The organism is Sphingomonas sp. PP-CC-1A-547 (assembly GCF_003610375.1).
Taxonomy (GTDB): domain Bacteria; phylum Pseudomonadota; class Alphaproteobacteria; order Sphingomonadales; family Sphingomonadaceae; genus Sphingomonas.
On sequence record NZ_RAPZ01000012.1, the window covers coordinates 506,354 to 524,902 of the forward strand.

The 18,549-nt window shown below is 67.5% G+C and carries 15 protein-coding genes and 1 tRNA gene; 9 read left to right on the plus strand and 7 right to left on the minus strand.

What is annotated here, in order from left to right:
- The first annotated feature begins 107 nt into the window (after nt 1–107).
- The 3 genes from C8J39_RS13365 (at nt 108) to C8J39_RS13375 (ending at nt 2,361) form a co-directional block, all read left to right on the plus strand.
- Nucleotides 108–1,562 carry a PAS domain-containing protein gene (locus C8J39_RS13365; protein WP_259457550.1) on the plus strand — a complete coding sequence of 485 codons (1,455 nt, stop codon included), beginning with the start codon at nt 108–110 and terminating at the stop codon, nt 1,560–1,562.
- Nucleotides 1,563–1,576: 14 nt separating this feature from the next.
- Nucleotides 1,577–1,927, plus strand: a complete 351-nt coding sequence (locus C8J39_RS13370; protein ID WP_120300880.1) for a hypothetical protein — start codon at nt 1,577–1,579, stop codon at nt 1,925–1,927.
- Between the two features lie 83 nt (nt 1,928–2,010).
- On the plus strand, nt 2,011–2,361 hold the full coding sequence (locus tag C8J39_RS13375) for a response regulator (protein WP_056487531.1): 351 nt from the start codon (nt 2,011–2,013) through the stop codon (nt 2,359–2,361).
- A 45-nt stretch (nt 2,362–2,406) separates the two neighbouring features.
- Here C8J39_RS13375 and C8J39_RS13380 read toward each other — a convergent pair whose 3' ends face one another.
- The 7 genes from C8J39_RS13380 to C8J39_RS13410 all read right to left on the minus strand — a co-directional run bounded on the left by C8J39_RS13380 (nt 2,407) and on the right by C8J39_RS13410 (nt 10,472).
- On the minus strand, nt 2,407–2,712 hold the full coding sequence (locus tag C8J39_RS13380; protein ID WP_120300881.1) for a hypothetical protein: 306 nt from the start codon (nt 2,710–2,712) through the stop codon (nt 2,407–2,409).
- A gap of 28 nt (nt 2,713–2,740) precedes the next feature.
- Entirely contained in the window at nt 2,741–3,625 is an 885-nt protein-coding gene (locus C8J39_RS13385; RefSeq protein ID WP_120300882.1) for a type 1 glutamine amidotransferase, read from the minus strand.
- Between the two features lie 83 nt (nt 3,626–3,708).
- Nucleotides 3,709–4,785, minus strand: coding sequence for a lipocalin-like domain-containing protein (locus C8J39_RS13390; protein WP_120300883.1), 1,077 nt, complete (start codon nt 4,783–4,785; stop codon nt 3,709–3,711).
- Nucleotides 4,785–7,331, minus strand: a complete 2,547-nt coding sequence (locus tag C8J39_RS13395) for an FtsX-like permease family protein (RefSeq protein ID WP_120300970.1) — start codon at nt 7,329–7,331, stop codon at nt 4,785–4,787. The genes C8J39_RS13390 and C8J39_RS13395 overlap by 1 nt, the downstream gene beginning before the upstream one ends.
- Nucleotides 7,321–8,007, minus strand: a complete 687-nt coding sequence (locus C8J39_RS13400) for an ABC transporter ATP-binding protein (RefSeq protein ID WP_243649959.1) — start codon at nt 8,005–8,007, stop codon at nt 7,321–7,323. Before C8J39_RS13400 ends, C8J39_RS13395 begins: the two co-directional genes overlap by 11 nt.
- Before the next feature lie 63 nt (nt 8,008–8,070).
- Nucleotides 8,071–10,278, minus strand: a complete 2,208-nt coding sequence (locus C8J39_RS13405; protein WP_120300885.1) for a penicillin acylase family protein — start codon at nt 10,276–10,278, stop codon at nt 8,071–8,073.
- A 119-nt stretch (nt 10,279–10,397) separates the two neighbouring features.
- Nucleotides 10,398–10,472: transfer RNA gene (locus C8J39_RS13410), tRNA-Gly, on the minus strand.
- A 165-nt stretch (nt 10,473–10,637) separates the two neighbouring features.
- On the opposite strand from C8J39_RS13410, the gene C8J39_RS13415 reads away from it, so the two are divergent.
- The 6 genes from C8J39_RS13415 to C8J39_RS13445 all read left to right on the plus strand — a co-directional run bounded on the left by C8J39_RS13415 (nt 10,638) and on the right by C8J39_RS13445 (nt 18,542).
- Nucleotides 10,638–11,420 (plus strand): ImuA family protein, encoded by a 783-nt coding sequence (locus C8J39_RS13415; protein WP_120300886.1) that lies wholly within the window; start codon nt 10,638–10,640, stop codon nt 11,418–11,420.
- Complete coding sequence (locus C8J39_RS13420) at nt 11,389–12,858, plus strand: DNA polymerase Y family protein (RefSeq protein WP_243650067.1); 1,470 nt, start codon at nt 11,389–11,391, stop codon at nt 12,856–12,858. Before C8J39_RS13415 ends, C8J39_RS13420 begins: the two co-directional genes overlap by 32 nt.
- Nucleotides 12,859–12,871: 13 nt before the next feature.
- Nucleotides 12,872–16,384 (plus strand): error-prone DNA polymerase, encoded by a 3,513-nt coding sequence (locus C8J39_RS13425; RefSeq protein ID WP_120300887.1) that lies wholly within the window; start codon nt 12,872–12,874, stop codon nt 16,382–16,384.
- A gap of 441 nt (nt 16,385–16,825) precedes the next feature.
- On the plus strand, nt 16,826–17,722 hold the full coding sequence (locus tag C8J39_RS13435) for a tetratricopeptide repeat protein (protein WP_120300889.1): 897 nt from the start codon (nt 16,826–16,828) through the stop codon (nt 17,720–17,722).
- Entirely contained in the window at nt 17,719–18,360 is a 642-nt protein-coding gene (locus tag C8J39_RS13440; protein ID WP_120300890.1) for an LON peptidase substrate-binding domain-containing protein, read from the plus strand. The genes C8J39_RS13435 and C8J39_RS13440 overlap by 4 nt, the downstream gene beginning before the upstream one ends.
- Entirely contained in the window at nt 18,357–18,542 is a 186-nt protein-coding gene (locus C8J39_RS13445; RefSeq protein ID WP_056064514.1) for a Trm112 family protein, read from the plus strand. The genes C8J39_RS13440 and C8J39_RS13445 overlap by 4 nt, the downstream gene beginning before the upstream one ends.
- Nucleotides 18,543–18,549: the final 7 nt, after the last annotated feature.

Sequence of the window (18,549 nt, forward strand, 5' to 3'; positions counted from 1 at the left end):
CACCCCGGCGGTCGAAATGCCTCGGCACAATGACGGTATGCTATTGTGGACGTGCCAGACTTTAGGCAGCAAATACCTGCTTGGAACAGAGTAAGAACCAGACGTCCTTGCGGGACGAGGATGCCGATCATACGCTGATCCTGGCGGCATTCGGCCGTTCGCTCGACGCGGCGGATCCTTTCGTGGTCGGGTTCAACGAAGCGATCCTGCCTATGGCGATCAGCGATCCGACGCTTCCCGACAACCCGATCATTCACCTGAACGCCGCGTTCGAGCGTCTGACCGGCTATGCCCGCGACGAGGTGGTGGGCCGGAATTGCCGGTTCCTGCAAGGGCCGGAGACGCGTCCCGAGGACGTGTCGCGGCTGCGGGATGCGATCGGGCGGTCCGAGCGGCTCGAGATCGACCTGCTCAACCACCGCAAGGACGGGACGCCGTTCTGGAACCGCCTGCTGGTCGCGCCGGTATTCGATCGCAGCCGGCATCTGCGCTATTACGTCGCGTCCCAGCACGACGTGACGCTCGAACGCGAAACGCTCGCGTTGCTGGAGGCCGAGCAGCGCGAACTCGAGGCGTCCGCCGCGGAGACGCAGGTTCGGCTCGCGGACAGCGCCGCGCGGCTGCAATTCGCGTTGAAGGCAGGGCGGCTGGGCGCGTGGACCTTCGATCCCGCCAGCCAGCATCTCGATGCGTCGGATGGCTGCAAGATCGTCTTCGGCTATGATCCGGGCGCGGCGTTCGGTTATCCCGAGTTCCTCGAAACGATCCATCCGGAGGATCGCGCGCGTGTCGTCGAGGCGATCCAGGAGACGATCGCGACGGGATGCGACTATGACATAGAATACCGCATCGTGACGCCAACGGCCGAGGTTCGCTGGGTCGCGATCCGCGGCGAATTGCTGACGCGCGCGGATGGCACGGCGCTGTCGATGACCGGGTTTTCGACCGACATCACCGAGCGCAAGCGGACCGAGGAACATCGCGCCCTGCTGGCGGGGGAGTTGACGCACCGGGTCAAGAACACGCTCGCGACGGTAAGCGCGATCGTCAACCAGACGTTGCGCGATGCAGCCTCGATGTCCGAGGCGCGCGACACGATCGGTGCGCGGATCGGATCGCTGGCGGTCGCGCACGACCTGTTGCTGCGCGACGAGGTCGAGGGTGCGACGATCGCGGATATCGTGACCGGGGTGATGGCGCCGTTCGACGATGGCGGCGGTCGCCTGTTCTCGGTCGAGGGGCCGCATGTCCGGCTCGAGCCGCGCGTGACGCTCGCCTTGTCGATGGCGCTGCACGAGCTGGCGACCAATGCCGCCAAATATGGCGCGCTTCACGTCGCGGGCGGGCATGTCACGATTTCATGGAGCGTTGGCATCGGTGAAGGCGGACGAAGGCTGGCCTTCATGTGGGAGGAGACCGGCGGCCCGGTGGTCACCACGCCGACGCGCACCGGCTTCGGATCGCGGATGATCGAACGCGTGCTCGCGCAGCATATGCGCGGCACCGCCCGGATCGAGTATCGCGACACCGGCGTCGTCTTCACGATCGACGCGCTGCTCTAGGCTCGCGGACGTCGATGTCGAAACCGCCCCCGCTGACGACCCCCGACGGACGCTATATCGTGGTGCGCGGACGGCTTTGGCGAACCGCGAACCCCGGCTTAACGGAAGACGAACGCGTGCGACTGGTTGCGGCGTTGATGGACGGCCGGCGAGGCGTGGCCGCGGCGAAGCGGGAGGGCGATAGCGCAGCGGAGGTGGCTGCGCGGGCTGCGGTCGATGCGGCGAAGCACGGTCTGGGCGAGCGCGGGCCGGTATGGTGGACCGATGGCGCGCCCGATCTCAACCGGCATATGGCGCGCACGACGCCCTATGCGGACTGGCTTGCGACAGTGGACAACGGTGAGACTACACCAAAACAAAGTTAAGTGATTTAACTTAATCTATGTGAAGACTGGGCCCGACTGGCATCCGGCGCGTTGAGGGACCCTGAGTTTACCGGGAAACCCAAATGTGCCACGTACTTGTGATCGAAGATGACTGGCTGATCGCGGACCATATCATCAGCCTGATTCAGCAAGCCGGCGCGACATCCTATGATCAGGCGGATTGCGAGACCGACGCGGTCGTCGCCGCAGGGGCACACATCCCGGACATGATCGTTTCCGACGTCCGACTTCGCGAGGGGACCGGGCCGCTGGCGGTACAAAGGATCATCGCTGCGCACGGCAACATACCCGTCATGTTCATCACCGGAACGCCCGAAGCCTGCGTGCCGTGCGATCCGCCCGCCGAAGTGCTCGACAAGCCGATCATGGAGGCCGTGGTCCTGGAAACGTTCCGAAGACTCGCCCCGCATTGATGAGTAGGAAGTACGGCGTGGTTAGCGCCGTACCTCGATCGGCTATCAGCCCTGGATATCGCTCGCGTCGAATTCCTTGAACGCGGCCTTCACCTCGGCGGCGCGGGTATCGTCCGCGATGTCGACGGAGACGACGATCTTGCCTTCAAGGGCGGCATCGTCGCGTGATTCCGGCGTCGGGTTCTTGCCTTCGGTATCCGAACCGGCCTTCTCGTCGCCGACGCTGTTGTCTGCGCCGTCGGTGGTGATGAAGATGTCGGTCCGCTCGATGCCCTGCTCCTGGACCAGGCGCTCGACGGTCATCTCGGCTTCGCGGCGGGTATCGAACTTCGCCTTGAGGGTGGTGGACATTGGTCGCTCCTAGTTGCGGGTCAAAAGGTCAGGCGGGACACAGATCGGGCGATGCGGCGTGTGCGCGATCGCTGGCGTCGATGTCTGCGAGGTGATCGAGGAAATTGGTCAGTTCGGTGCGGCGGCGCGCCTCGTCGGCGAACTCGCGGTCGACGCCGAGCGCCCATAGCAGCGAGCGGCGATCGGGATCGTGGTGCAGCGCATCGAGATGGTCCGCGCGGTGCTCGACGTCGCCGGTCGTCTCCGCGAGCCCGGCTTCGACGATATCCTCGGCTTGGCGACGCAACGCGACCGCGATCTCGCCGAGCGCGAGTTCGGGGTGATATTGCACGCCCCAGAAAATCCCGCCGTCGTGGCGGATCTCGGCGGCCTGGATCGTCGTGACGGCGTTGCTCGCGAGCAGGGTCGCGTCTGCGGGAAGCGTCTCGACCTCGTCGCCGTGGATCGCGGGGGCGTCCCAGCTGGCAGCGCGGCCGGCGAGCAGGGGGTGATCGCGGCCGGCGTCGGTCGGCGTGATGCGGCGGGCGATCCCGGCCTCCATCCGCTGCGGCATCTTGCGGACTGTCCCACCGGCGGCGGCGACCGCGAGCTGCAGCCCGGCACAGGATCCGAACGACGGCGTGCCCGATGCGAACACCGATCGCATGAAGGTCAACTGGCGTTGGACCTCCGGGCTGTCGTCATAGACGTGGAGTGGCGATCCGGTGATGAACACCGCGTCGAACAGGCCCAGCGCGTTGGTCTCATAGACCTGCGCATCGTCGTCGGCAGGTGCGACGATCGTGATCTCGGCATCGGGACGGAGTTGACGAAGCGTCGACGCATAGGTTTCGCCCGAGCTTTTGCCGGCGTGGCGACGACGCGCCTCGCGCTCGTCCGCGGTCTCGCTTTCGGCAACCAGAAAATGCGGCAAACCCGGTCCTCTCCCGTTTCGGTTCGAGCGACCTCAACGCGCTGGCACGCGTTTCGTCCGCCGCCACCGCAAAATTTGCGCGCTCACATCTCGAGCGCGCGCTCGTACCCGGTGAGTTCGAGATAGCCGCGACCGCCGCGGGTGCGGACCGCGCCCTCCCAATAGACCGGCAGGCCGCTGCGGCGGGCGTCGAGCTCCTGCGCGGCGAACATCGGTACCAGGCGCCAGCGCTGGATGCCGCCCGCGATGCGGACGCTCAGTTCCTGCGAGACGGGGTAGAGCGCGCCGGTCGCCTTGCTCCGCCATGTCGCGAGCGGGTGGAAGGCGACGTCGCCCGGGCCGAACACCGTCATGCTGCCGTCGGCGCGGCGGAGCGAGCCGCCCGTCCAGACCGTGCCGCCGCCCTTGCGCCGGATGCGGAACGCCATCAGCGCGGAGCCGTCGTCGAAATTGAGCCCGGTCCAGTCCCAGCCTTGCGCGGCGGGGGCGAGGTAGTTGGACGACCATTCGCGGTCCAGCCACGCCTCGCCGGTCACTGCGACCGTTCCGCCACCTTTGCGGACCCGGCCGGTCACGCGAAGATGCGGCACCGAGTAATAATAGCTCGCTTCCTCGGGGCGCGGCCCCTTGCGGCTATAGCCTCCGATTCCCTGCGGCAGGGGAGGCTGGGTCGGCTGGAAGTCGAGCGCGAGGCCGAAGCCGTCCGCGTTTACGCGCGTCGTCCAGCGGCCATTGCCTGCACGGCGCAACCGCCAGTCACGGATCGCGACGTCGGCATCGCCCGTACGCGCCTGCGCGAGACCGAAGCCTTCGCGTGCCGCCTGCTCGCCGTGAAGCAGCTTGCCGGTGGTTGGATCGGACAGCGCGGCGTGCGCGAACAGGACCTGGCGTGCGGCGAACCGGCTCGGGTTGCGCGGATCGACCGGCGGGCGCGTGCGAAAGAACGTCACCTGGAAACCAAGATCCTTGCCATCCTCGGTCCGCAGCCAGCCGGTGACGTACCACCATTCGGTGCGAAACGCCGGGTGCGCGCCGTGATCCGCGGGGAAACGCAAGCTGATCCCCGGCCGCACGACCGGATAGGGGGCGGGCGGCGTGGCGGCGGGCGCGGCGACACCGATCGCGGCGATCCAGCCGAGCAGGGCCCAAGGTCGCAGCATCACCAATCCTCCCGCACCGACTGTACCGCGCTTCTCGCCGTCGCGCGCCGCCCCGCCAGCATCGCGGTCGCCGCCGCCGCACCCGTCAGCGCGGTCGCGACGCCGATCAGCGTGCCGACCGGAATGCGAGTGGTCATCGTCCAGTTGAACGACTGCGGGTTGATGACGTGGATCAGCACCTGCGACAGGACCAGGCCGAGCCCGATCCCCGCGAGCGCGCCGGTGAGCCCGACGATCGCGCCTTCGGTGGCGAGCATCCTGGTGAGCTGGCCGCGGGTGAGGCCAAGATGCCGGAGCATCCCGAATTCGCGTTCGCGCGCGATCGTCTGCGCCGACATCGTCGCCGCCACGCCCGCCAGCCCGACCAGGATCGCCACCGCCTCCAGCAGATAGGTGACCGCGAAACTGCGATCGAACAGCGTCAGCGCGAGTTTCCGCAGCGTCGCCGGCTGGCCGACCTCTACCTGCGGACGCAGGTCGGCGGGCAGACGATCTGTCATCGCGCGCGCGACCTTCGCCGGATCCGCACCGGGCAGAATCGTCGCGGAAATCTCATCGCGGCGATCGTCGCCCGTCAGGCGCTGGTAATCGCCCTCGTCGATCAGCACCGCGCCCGCCTGGCGCCCGTAGTCGCGCCATATGCCGGCGACGGTGAACTGCGTGCGGCCTGCGATCGGCAGCGTGATGCGCTCCCCCGCATCCCAACCGTACAGGCGGTGGGCGGGCTCCGAGACCCAGATCGGCAGCGCGTCCTTCGGCACCGGCGGCCCGCGATCGATCAGCACCAGCAACGGATCGCGGCCGCCGCGCTCGGGTCTTGCGATCAGGCTGACCGGTGGGCGATCCGCGGCGATGCTCAGCGGGATCTGGCGGCTGAAGGCGAGGCGGGCGATACCCGGCGTGCCTGCGATGCGGGTGCGGGTCGCCGGATCGAACGTCGCGCCGGCGGTGGTGCGCAGATACAGGTCCGCGCCAAGCACCTGGTTGAGCCACTCGTCGACCGCGCCGCGGAAGCTGGTCACCATCGTCGCCATCGCGATCATCAGCGCGGTCGAGGCGACGATCCCGCATAGCGCCGTCGCCGCTTCGCCGGGCGCGCCGTGAAGGTGACGGACCGCGAGCAGGCCGGGCACGCTGCCTCGCGTCCGCCTTGCCAGCGGGGTCAGCAGCGTGCGGGCGAACCACGGCACCCCCGCAACGCCGCCCGCGAGCATCAGCGCCACCCCCAGGAAACCGAACAACGGCAGCCCGGCGATCGCGGGCAACAGCGATGCGGCGCCCCCCGCAACGAGCAGCGCGGCGGCGGGCCACCACGCGACTGGCCGCCGCGGATCGAGTACGTCGCCGGCGTTCTTGAGTGCGGCGGCCGGTGCGGCGCGTGCCGCGACGCGTGCAGGCAACGCGCTGCCAAGGATCGCCGCGAGCAGGCCGAGCGCGAAGAACCCGATCGCGGCACCGGGCTGGATCACGACGCGCGCGGGGCTGCCACCGAAATAGCCCGCACCCAGGTCGCCGCCGAACCAGTGGAGTGCCGCCCATGCCAGGCCGTACCCTGCCGCCAATCCCGCCGCCGCGCCGACCAGTCCGATCGCAAGCCCCTCGATCACGACCGCAGCGATGATCCCGGCGCGCGGCATGCCCAATGTCCGGAGCAGAGCGAACGCACGTTGCCGCCGCACTACCGACAGCGACTGCGCCGAATAGACGAGGAAACCGCCAGTCAGCAGCGCGACCAGCGCCAGCATGTCGAGATTGACGCGGTACGCGCGCGACAGGGCATCGCCCTGCGCGTTCTGCGTCTCGGCGGTCGACAGGATCGCGTCCGCGGGCAGGATCGCGCGCAACGCCGGCTCCGCGATTGCGCGATCCGACAGCGCGAGGTCGAGCCTATCGATCCGCCCGAGACGCCCGAACCGCCACTGCGCCGCGGCGATATCCATGACGCCGACCGCGGTCGATTCGTCCGTCGCCGGCAGCGTGCCCGCCACCCGCAGCGGCACCGACCGGCCATTGGCGACGACGACCAATCGCGTGCCGATCTTGGCGCCGACCTGGGTCAGCGCCGCACGCGACAGGAACAGCGCGGACTCGTCGAACGCCGTATCGTTGCCGGTATCGGGGCCACGCGGGCGGATGCCGATCAGCGACGGTGTCACCGTGGCCGCCCGGATCACGTCGACGCCCAGCAGCGTCAGGCGAGCCTTGCCGATCCGCGCATCGATCCGCAGCACCGGGCTGGCATCGCCGACGCCATCGGCGCGTGCGACGCGGGGATAGAGGCGTTCGTCGAAGCCGAGCGGGCTGGTCGCGCGGACCGACAGTTCGGCGGCACCGCTGACGCCGCGCATCGCTCCATCGAACGACGCCAGCGCCGATCCGTTGACGAGATGCACCGCAAAGCCGAGCGCCACGCCGACCGCGATCGCGACCGCCGTCAACAGGAAGCGGGCAGGGTGGAACCGCCACTCGCCCGCGATCAGCCAGCCGAGTCCCAGCCGTCCCGACCAGAGCCCGGACCCGGACGTCAGGCCGATCTCAGGCGCCACGCCGCTCCACCAGTCCCTCGGCACCCAGCGTCAGCACGCGGTCGGCGATCGCCGCGCTCGCGTCCGAATGCGTCACCATCACGCCCGCCGCACCATTGCTGCGCACCGCATCGGCGAACAGCGACAGCACGCGCGCCGCAGTCTCCGGGTCGAGGTTCCCGGTCGGCTCGTCCGCGAGGATCAGCGCGGGGCGGTGAACGAGCGCACGGGCGATCGCCACGCGCTGCAACTCGCCCCCCGACAGGTCGCGCGCATAGCCGTCGCCGCGACCGTCCAGGCCGACCGCGTCGAGCATCTCTTCCGCGCGCGTCGATGCCGCAAGGTTGTCTGGCGAGACGAGCGCCAGCGGCAGCGCGACGTTCTGGCGCAGCATCAGATAGGGGAGAATGTGGAAGGCCTGGAAGACGAAGCCGATCCGCTCGCGCCGCAACCGCGTCCGCGCGGTCTCGTCGAGCGTGCCGAGGTCGATGCCGTCGATCGCCACGCTGCCCTCGTCCGCCTCGTCCAGCCCGGCGAGGATGTTGAGCAAAGTCGATTTGCCGACCCCCGATTCGCCGATGATCGCGACCAGTTCGCCCGCGCCGACCTCCAGATCCAGGTGCCGGAACAGCCGCCGCGGCCCCGGCACCGACTTACCGAGCGCACGGACCGCGAGAAGGGGAGGGGCGTCAGGCATGTCCAGTCCGTGCAATAGCTTGGGTGGCGCCGCAAGCACCGACATCGCTGGATATGCGGTAGATCAGTAACCCGGCCGATAGGTTCGTTCGACGTGGCCCGCCAGTTCGTCGGGATGGAAATAGACCGGGCGCAACCGTCCCTCGGCATAGCGCGCTACCTGATCGGCGAAATGCGGCGATCGGACGTCGCCGCTCTGGCCGCCGGCCATGACCGCCGTTGCCTTCACCCGCGCGCCGAACTCGACCACCGCGACGAAGCTGTTGCCGCTGGTGCCGTAATAGCGCTTCGTCCCCGGCCACGGCTTCGCGCCGAACGACGCGAGGCTGCCCCACTGCGCCGAGGTGAACGGCACTGGGGTCGAGGCACGGGCATCATCGAAATGCGGTGCGATCGAATCGTCGAGCCGCTGGAAGCGGTTGATGTCCTTCCACGGCGTCCGCCAATCGCCGAAATCCTGCTTGAGCCGAGTGACGGCCGTGCTCAGCGCGGCGAGCTTCGTATCAGGGCCGACTCGCGTGGCGATATAGTCGGGGACGTTCAGCCTCTCCGCCTGTGCGAAGCTGCCGACCTCGCGCCACAATTGGTCGCCCCAGAAGACCGCGAGACTCGTCGCAGTGGAATCATAGGCCCAGCGGTGGTCCCAGCGCGTGAGCAGCGCGATCGGTGCGGCGAGCGCGGGGCGACGCTGATCGCCCTCGGGAAGTGCCTCCCACGCCGCGACCAGTCCGGGCAGCAATCGCGCAAAGGCGGGGAGATAGGGATCGAACGCGGCGGCTCGCAGCGTGTCGGGTGTCCAGCCGGTCTTCCCCGTCAGCAACAGGTCGGCATGGACGCCGCGCGCATTGCCGCCGACCTGGTCCATGTAGCGCGGATAGTCCGCCGCCTTCGGACTGTCGGGGCCCGCCGCGCTCCACGGCCAGTCGTTGGTGTTGTGTGCCCACCCTATGCGCGGGTTGAGCACGCTCGGCAGGCTGGGGAGCGTATGCAGGCCATGCCAGTCGGTCGCGGGGTCGCTGCCGTCGACCGGGCGGGTATAGTCGAAGCGATCGTCGCGGACCGGCATGAACTGCGGCATCAGGAACGCGATCTCGCCCTTGCTGTCGGCGAACAGCGTGTCGTTCGACGAATTCGCCTTCAGCGCCGCGACCTCCATGTATCCTGCGAGATCGGTCGCCTTGGTCCGAAGGTAGCTTTGCTCGAGCGCGGGCACCGGGCGCCACATCAGCGCGGTGGCGATCCATTTGCCGGCCTTGGAGGCGACGATCGGGCCGTGATGCGTGCGGTAGGTGGTGAAGCTGCGCTCGGCGATCGTCCCGTCGGGCTGTCGGACGTGCAGCGTAACGGTGCGTGCGACGACTGGCCGGCTGGTCTTGCCGTAGCGATAGGCATAGCCGCCGCCACGCCGCGTGATCCGTTCGGCGAACTCATCGACGTTGTCGACCGTCGCCGACGTGTGCATCCACCCGGCCTTCGGATTGAAGCCCTGGTAGACGAAGAACTGGCCCCAGGTGCTGGCGCCATACGCGTTCAGCCCCTCGTCGCTGGTCATCTGCGCCTCGGACCGGAAATAGAAGCTGGTGTGCGGATTGATGAGCAGCAGCGCGTGACCGTTCGCGGTCAGCCGGGGCGCGATGGCGATGCCGTTGGAGCCGGACGGCTCGCGCGGGATCATCCCGAGTTCCTCGGGCGTCGGCGGGGTCGGCCGGCCATAGAAGGTCTTCAGGTCGCTGAGCGAGATCCGCTCGATATCGCCGCCGATGCTGCCTTCGGTGAAGCTGAGCGCCATCCACGGCTCGAACCGGGTCAGCACGCGGGGCTTTGCCTGCGGGTGCGTCGCGAGATAATAGTTCAGCCCGTCCGCCCAGGCCTGCATCAGCGTGCGCAACCATGCCGGGCTCGCGGCATAGTCCGCCTTCAGCGTGGGCGGATCGACGAACAGCCGCTGGCGGAGGTCCGCCCACACCGCGTCCTCGCCCACGTCAGCACCCGCCGCCTCGGCGGTCCGGCCGAGCGCGGTCAGGTAATTCGCCTCGATGCGCGGGAAGTCGTCCTCCGCCTGCGCATAGATCATCCCGAACACCGCATCGGCATCCGACCGACCCTTGATGTGCGGGATGCCCCAGTCGTCGCGGGTGATCGTCACGCGCTTGGCCTGCGCCTGCCATCGCTGCATGGCGGTAGGCACAGTACCGGATGCTGCCGAGGAGGGGGCGGCCAGCAGCAAAGCCGACAGGATCAACGGGTGACGCGCGCGCCGAAGGATTGCCATGCGCCGAGCGTAAGGCGACCGCATGAGAAACGCCATGCGTAGTGGTGGTGATGAAGATGGTGCATCGGAAGGCTGAGGCTCTGTCGCCTCGCGCTGGACCGCTGTTTTCCTGAGAAAACTGGAGCGGGCGAAGGGATTCGAACCCTCGACCCCAACCTTGGCAAGGTTGTGCTCTACCCCTGAGCTACGCCCGCTCTGGCGCCTATGTCTCCGGTCTGAAGCGACACGGTGACTGGGTGAGGCGCGCTGTTAGCCCGGTGTTTCGGGGACGGCAAGCGCCTTTTCAACTTTCGCGTGAAATTCGATGCAAACGAGATTCCGCTTGGCGACTCCTGTACTAGAACATTACAAGAACAATTGTGAACGAGTCGCTTGCCTTGATATCCCGCCTGAAGCGGATTGCCACGACGGGGATGCCGACTCAGGGTGATGGCCGTGCGGACAATGCGTGGCTGACGCAGGGCATGGCGAAGGCGCAGCTGCACGAGATTTTCGCGACGGTCGACGATTCGGCGAGTGGCGCGGGGTTCGCGATCGCTTCGGTGTTGGCGGCAAAGGCGGCGCCGGTGATGTGGCTGCGAACCGAGGCGAGCGAGCGCCAGGGCGGGCGGCTGCATGCGACCGGGCTGGTCGAGATGGGGCTCGACGTGACGTCGCTGGTGCTGGGGCTGGTCGAGGACGAGGCGAGCCTGTTGCGGGCCGCCGCCGATGCTGCGCGGTGCCACGGGCTCGGCACGTTGCTGATCGAGTCCTGGGGACGTGCGCCGAAGATCGACCTGACCGCGACGCGGCGGCTGATGCTGGCGGCCGAAGCCTCGGGCGTCACCATTCTCAGCCTGCGCATCGGTGCCGAACCGGTGCCGAGTGCGGCCGCGTCACGCTGGCAGGTCGCGGCGTGTCGCTCGCGACCGCTGGAAGCCGACGCACCGGGCAAACCTGCCTTCGACATCGAATTGCTGCGTCGACGCGGAGGCCAGGCCGGGCTTCGCTGGCGTGTGGAGTGGGACCGTGACGCGCATATCTTCGACCAAGCCGCCTTCGCCTCTGACGATTCCGCGGCGTTACCTGGCGCTGGTATTCCCGTGGCTGCCGATCGAGCGGCTGCGGACGATGCGGCCGCATCTGTTCGTCGGACGGGTTGAGACGCCGATCGCGTTCGTCGAGACGGTCTCGGGGGGGGTGCGGCTGAAGGCGCTCGACCGCGAGGCGGTGCGGGCGGGGCTCCAGCCGGGGCTGACGCTGGCGGATGCGCGGGCGCGGGTGCCCGAACTGGAGGTGTACGAGCATGACGCGCATGCCGATCACGAATGGCTCGAGCGGCTGGCGGATGGGTGCCAGCGGTACACGCCCTCGGTTGCGCTTGACGAACCCGATGGGCTGATCCTCGACATTGCCGGTTGCGTGCACGAGTTCGAAGGCGAGCGGCGATTGGTGGCTGATCTGGAGGAGCGCCTTGCACGCCGGGGACTGCTGGTGCGCCATGCGTTCGGCGACACGCCCGATACGGCGCGGGCGCTGGCGCGGTATGCGGGGGCGCCGGCTCCGGATGAAAAGCGTGCGGTGAAGCGGTTGCCGGTGGCGGCACTGGGACTCGACGAGGATGCGACGACCGCCTTGTCGCGCGCGGGGCTGAAGACGGTCGGCGACGTGATGGCGCGGCCGCTCGCGACGATCGCGGCGCGGTTCGGGGAGGAGGCGGCGATGATGATCCGCCGGCTCGACGGGTCGGTGAAGGGACCGATCGTCGCGCGACGCACGGTGGCCAAGATCGGTGTTGAACGCCGCTTCGCCGAACCGATCGCGCGTACCGAATACGCACTGGAGATGCTCGCCGAACTCGCCACCGAAGCGGCGGTCCAGCTTGCCGACCGTCATGAAGGCGGCCGACGGTGGGAGGCACGGCTGTTTCGTGCCGACGGACTCGTCCAGCGGCTGCGGATCGAGACCGGCCAGCCGACACGCGACGTGGCGCTGTTGATGCGGCTGTTCCGCGAGCGGATCGACAGTCTCGCCGATCCGCTCGATCCGGGGTTCGGCTATGATCTCGTCCGCCTCGATGTTGCGTTAGCGGAGAAGCTCGACGCGTCGCAGTTGAAACTTGAGGGCGGAGAGGCACAGAAGGGTGAGGTCGCACAACTCGTCGACCAGCTCGGCACGCGACTGGGGCGGACCCGCGTCCGCCGGTTCTCCGCACGCGACAGTCATATCCCCGAACAGGCGGAGCTGATGCTGCCCGCCGCCGAGGCGCCCGCCCCGACGCCTTGGACTGCGCCGGAGACGGGCGAACCGCCGCTCCGTCCAATCTATCTTTTCGATCCGCCGCAACCGATCGAATCGATGATGGCCGAGGTCCCCGACGGCCCGCCGCACCGCTTCCGCTGGCGCCGCACCGTGCACGACGTGGCACATAGCGAGGGCCCGGAGCGGATCGCGGGCGAATGGTGGCGACGCCAGGACATACCGACACGCGATTACTACCGCATCGAAGACCGCCGCGGCCGCCGCTTCTGGATCTTCCGCCACGGCTTGTATTCCGAGATGGAGGCGCCGCGCTGGTACCTCCACGGCGTCTTCGCGTGAGGTGCGCCGCGCCATGACCGGGTTCGCCGAGCTCGTCGCCGCTACCAATTTCTCGTTCCTCGACGGGGCGAGCGATGCGGGTGCGATGGTCGGGCGCGCGGTGGAGCTGGGGCTTGGCGGCATCGGCATCGCCGATCGCAACACCGTTGCGGGGGTGGTCCGCGCGCACCAGGCGTTGAAGAAGGCACGCGACGGCCTGCTCGGCATGGCGATGCCGCCGATCGATTTCCGACTGGTGGTCGGTGCGCGGCTGGTGTTCGAAGACGGTACACCCGACATCGTCGCCTACCCCGCGACACGGCGCGGGTGGGGACAACTGACCCGATTACTGACGGTCGGCAACAGGCGCGCCGAAAAGGGCGGCTGCATCCTCGGGTTAGGCGACCTGATCGCGTATCACGCAGACATGATGCTGGTGGTCCTGCCAGAAAGCAGTGCGAGAGGGGCCGTTCCGGTATCGCCTTTACCCGACGGCGACGCCCTACCCGAACGGCGCAAACGCGATCTGTCGACGATCCTCAAGGCGGTGAAGCGACTGGGGGCCGATTCGGTCTGGCTGGGCGTGACGATGCCGCGTGGCGGTCGTGACCGGCGGCGGCTGGCACGGCTCGCGCGGACTGCCGATGCGGCGGGCGTTCTGGTCCTCGCGACGACCGATGCGCTCTATGCCTACCCCGACGACCGCGACCTGCACGATGTCGTCACCTGCATTCGCGAGCGCACCACGATCCACAAGGCTGGGCGTTTGCTGGCCGCGAACGGCGAGCGGCATCTGAAGCCGGAAGAGGAGATCGCCCGGTTGTTCCGCGACCGCCCTGACGCCGTGGCGCAGAGCCCGCGGTTGCTGTCGCGGATCGCGTTCTCGCTCGACGATCTCAAATACGAATATCCGCACGAACCCATCCCGGCCGGCTGGAAGGCACAGGATTGGCTTGAGCATTACGTCTGGCAAATCGCCCTGGAGCGCTACGACTACCGCGTGCCGGAGAAGATGCGGGCGCTTTTGCATGAAGAATTCGAACTCATTCGCGAGCGCAAATACGCCTATTATTTCCTGACCGTGCACGACATCGTCCGGTTTGCGCGGGCGCAGGATCCGCCGATCCTATGCCAGGGGCGCGGGTCTGCGGCCAATTCAGTGGTGTGTTACCTGCTCGGCGTCACGTCGGTCGATCCGATGAAATACGACCTGCTGTTCTCGCGGTTCGTGTCGAGCGAGCGCGACGAGCCGCCGGATATCGATGTCGATTTCGAGCATGAGCGGCGCGAGGAGGTGATGCAGTATATCTATCGCCGCTATGGCCGCGACCGCGCCGCGATCGCCGCGACCGTCATCCATTATCGGCCCAAGAGCACGGTGCGCGAGGTCGGCAAGGCGCTCGGCCTGACCGAGGACGTGACGCAGCGTCTGACGAGCACGGTGTGGGGCAGTTTCTCGAGCCGGTTCCAGGAACAGCGCTTTGCCGAAACGGGCTTCGACGTCGACAATCCGGAAATCGCGCGGCTGCGCGAGATGGTCGACCGGCTGCTCGAATTTCCACGCCATCTGTCGCAGCATGTCGGCGGGTTCGTGCTCACGCAGGGGCGGCTCGACGAGATGGTGCCGATCCATAACGGCGCGATGGAGGAGCGCACCTTCATCGAATGGGACAAGGACGATATCGACGCGCTCGGGCTGATGAAGGTCGATATCCTCGCGCTCGGGATGCTGACGTGCATCCGCAAGAGCTTCGACCTGATGCGTCTTCACGGGCTCGGCGATCACCTGCTCGATACGATCGCGGTGGCCGAGGACCCACGAGTTTACGACATGCTCTGCAAGGGCGACAGTATCGGCGTGTTCCAGGTCGAGAGTCGGGCGCAGATCAACATGCTGCCGCGGTTGCGTCCCCGCGAGCTGTACGATCTGGTGGTGCAGGTCGCGATCGTCCGGCCGGGGCCGATCGAGGGCGACATGGTGCATCCGTATCTGCGGCGACGCAGCGGCAAGGAGGTGGCCGAATACCCCTCGCCCGATCCGAAGTTCGGGCCGGCCGACGAACTCAAGCAACTGCTCCGCTTCACCTATGGCGTGCCGCTGTTCCAGGAACAGGCGATGAAGCTGGCGATCGTCGCGGCCGGGTTCACGCCGAACGAGGCGAACCAATTGCGCAAGTCGATGGCGACGTTCCGCAAGGTCGGCGGCATGGACAATTTCCACGCCAAGCTGATCGGCGGGATGGTCGGCCGGGGGTACAAGGCCGAGTTCGCGGAGCGCTGTTTCAAGCAGATCGAGGGGTTTGGGTCGTACGGGTTCCCCGAGAGCCACGCCCTGTCGTTCGCGCGGCTGGTGTATGTGTCGTCGTGGATCAAATGCTTCCATCCGGCGGTGTTCTGTTGTGCGTTGCTCAATTCGCAGCCGATGGGGTTTTATGCGCCGGCGCAGTTGGTGCGCGATGCGGTCGAGCACGGGGTGACGGTGCTGCCGGTCGATGTGAATGCGAGTGGGTGGGATAGCAGCCTATCCTCCCCGGTACGGGGAGGGGGACCGCGCGAAGCGGGGTGGAGGGGGGCTTCCGCGGACGTATCGCTGGCGGGTGATCCTGTTACGGGCGGCGCGGATGGGAGCACCACCCTTCCAGGCGGAGCGTCTGCGGCGCCCCCCCTCCACCATCCTGCGGATGGTCCCCCCCCCCGTGCCGGGGAGGATTTGCGGCTTGGGTTTCGGCAGGTGGATGGGTTTCGGAAGGATTGGGCCGACGAGATCGTTCGCGTTCGGACCACGCCGTTTGCTAGTATCGAGGATCTGGCGCGGCGGGCGAACCTGCCGCAGCGGGCGATGAACCTGCTGGCCGATGCGGATGCGTTTCGTTCTGTCGCGAAGGAACGGCGCGAGGCTTTGTGGGACGTACGCCGGACGCCGCCCAAGCAGCTTGCGCTGTTTGCGGCGGCAGAGGTGCCCGAGCTTGGCGCGGAGCCCGACGTGCATCTGCCGGCGATGCCGCTGTCCGAACAGGTTGCGGCGGATTACCAGACGACGCGGCTGTCGTTGAAGGCGCATCCGATGCAGTTCCTCCGCGCGCGTTTTGCGGCTGAAGGTATCCTGTCGAGCGCACAGGCAAACGCGACCAAGGACGGGCGGCGTGCGAAGGTGGCGGGCGTGGTGCTGGTCCGCCAGCGGCCGGGCAAGGGCAATGCGATCTTCGTGACGATCGAGGACGAGACCGGGATCACCAACGGGTTGATGTGGGCGCGTGATTTCGAGGCGAACCGCCGCGCGGTGATGGCGTCGCGGCTGATGGTGCTGGAAGGCGTGATCCAGCGTAGCGAGGAAGGCGTGACGCACCTGATGACCTCGCGGGTGCAGGACCGCACCGAGATGTTGCGGCTGTTGTCGGAGGATCACGCGCTGGAGCCGCCGCTCGCGCGGGTGGACGAGGTGATCCGGCCGGTCCTGACGCGGAGTCCGGATGCGCGCGCGCATCATCCGCGGGCGACTCATCCTCGGGATGTGCGTGTTCTCCCCAAATCGCGTGACTTTCATTGAGGTTTATCGGCGCTTGTTGGTGTGGTGCCCAACATCGCCGAACGCTCTGTCACCCGGACCGGTTTGGCGCCTACCCCCTCAGAATAGAGGCCCCTCCCCGGCGGAGGCCGGGGTCCAGTTGGGAAACGCTGCTGATGGAGGCTTCGCTCCGTAACTGCGACCTTTCCAACTGGACCCCGGCCTTCGCCGGGGAGGTGGCTTGTCTGAAGATGGAAATGCTGGCCAATTCGGGGGGCACCGTCTCGAAGGCCGTATCTATGCCCATGCGCACCCATGGATGTCGCAACCGCAAGCAAGACAAATGAGGCCTCTACGCCGCCAGCCGAATGCCAAGGCACGTTTGTCGTGCATGCCCATCCATCCTAAAGGTGGCATTCGCCGCGGACGCGCCCCAGATAGCGCGTCTGGATTACACGGGAGTTGAACTTGGCCACGCTTGGAATGTCCCCCGCGGAGAAGGACGCCGTCGAGGCGTTCCGTCGCGATGTCGTCGAACCGTCGATGACGAGCCTCGTGATCATCGATTTCTGGGCGGAATGGTGCGGGCCGTGCAAGGCGCTGACGCCGACGCTGGAGAAGGTCGCCGCCGATTATGCCGACAAAGGAGTCGTGCTGGCGAAGGTCGATACCGACAAGAACCAGTTCATCGCCGCGCAATTCCAGATCAAGTCGATCCCGACCGTCTATGCGATGTTCCAGGGCCAGCTGGTCGCCGACATGACCAGCGCGCGCACCGAATCGCAGCTGCGCGTGATCCTCGACCAGTTGCTCAAGCAGTTGCCGATCGAAGCCGGCGCAACCGACGCGTTGCCCGACGTCGAGCCGTTGATCGCGATCGGCGAAGAGGCGCTCGCAGCCAATGACGGCGAGCGCGCGCTGGGGATCTTCCGCGAGATCGCCGAGATCGCACCCGAGCATCCGCAGGTCCATGCCGGGTTCGTCCGCGCGCTGGTCGCGACCGGGCAGCTCGACGAAGCGACGGACTGGCTGGCGAACCTCGATCCGGCGATCGCCAAGGACCCGGCGATTACGCGCGCACAGGCGGCGCTCGCACTCGCGCAGTCGGCGCCGCCGGTCGAGGATTTGTCGCCGCTGCTCGCTGCTGTCGAAGCGAACCCCGACGACTTGCATGCCCGGTTTGCGCTCGCCAATGGCCAGATGGCAGCGAACGACCGTGATGCCGCAGCCGACACGTTCCTCGGCATCATCGCCACCGAGCGCGACTGGAACGAGGGCGCGGCGCGGACGCAGTTGCTGAAACTGTTCGAGGTCGTCGGGCTCGAAGACCCGTGGGTGTCTGGACAGCGCCGCCGCCTGTCTGCGATCCTGTTCGGATGACCACCGAGTCCGCCCCCCCGCGCGCCACCACGCGACTGTCGATCTTCCCGCTGCCGGGGGCGCTGCTGTTCCCCGGCATGCACCTGCCGCTGCACATGTTCGAGCCGCGCTATCGGGCGATGATCAGCGATGCGATGGCGCGCGACCGGCGGATCGGGATGATCCAGCCGAGGGGCGGGCCAAACGACGATGAAGACGCGCTGTACGACATCGGCTGCGTCGGCAAGATCGCCGAGGTCGAGGCGCTCGACGACGGGCGGTATAACGTCGTGCTGGAGGGCATCGCGCTGTTCCGGATCGTCCGCGAGTTGGACGTGACGACCGCGTTCCGCCAGGTCGAGGCGGAGTTGCTGCCGTTGATCGATGACGACACGTTGTCGCTTGGCCGGCGCTCGTCGCTGGAACTGGAGTCGCGTCGTTTCGCCGACATGCAGGGCTATGCGGTGGATTGGGATGCGGTCGGACGGCTCGACGACGAGAGCCTGGTCAACGGCATCGCGCAGATCGCACCGTTCGATGCGGCGGCGAAGCAGGCGTTGCTCGAGGCGCGGGATATCGAGCAGCGCGCCGAACTGATTATCCAGCTGATGCAGTTCTTTGGGCGGCACGACGGCGACGAATCGGTGACGTTGCAGTGAGCGCGCTCGATCCGTGGCTGCTCGAACGCCTCGTCTGCCCGATGACGCGCACGCCGCTTCGCTATGACGAGGCCGCGCAGGAACTAATTTCGGACGCTGCCGGGCTCGCTTACCCGATCCGCGATGGCGTGCCGGTTATGCTGGTCGAGGAAGCCCGCCGGCTCGACGAGACCGCCGCCTGATCGTCTC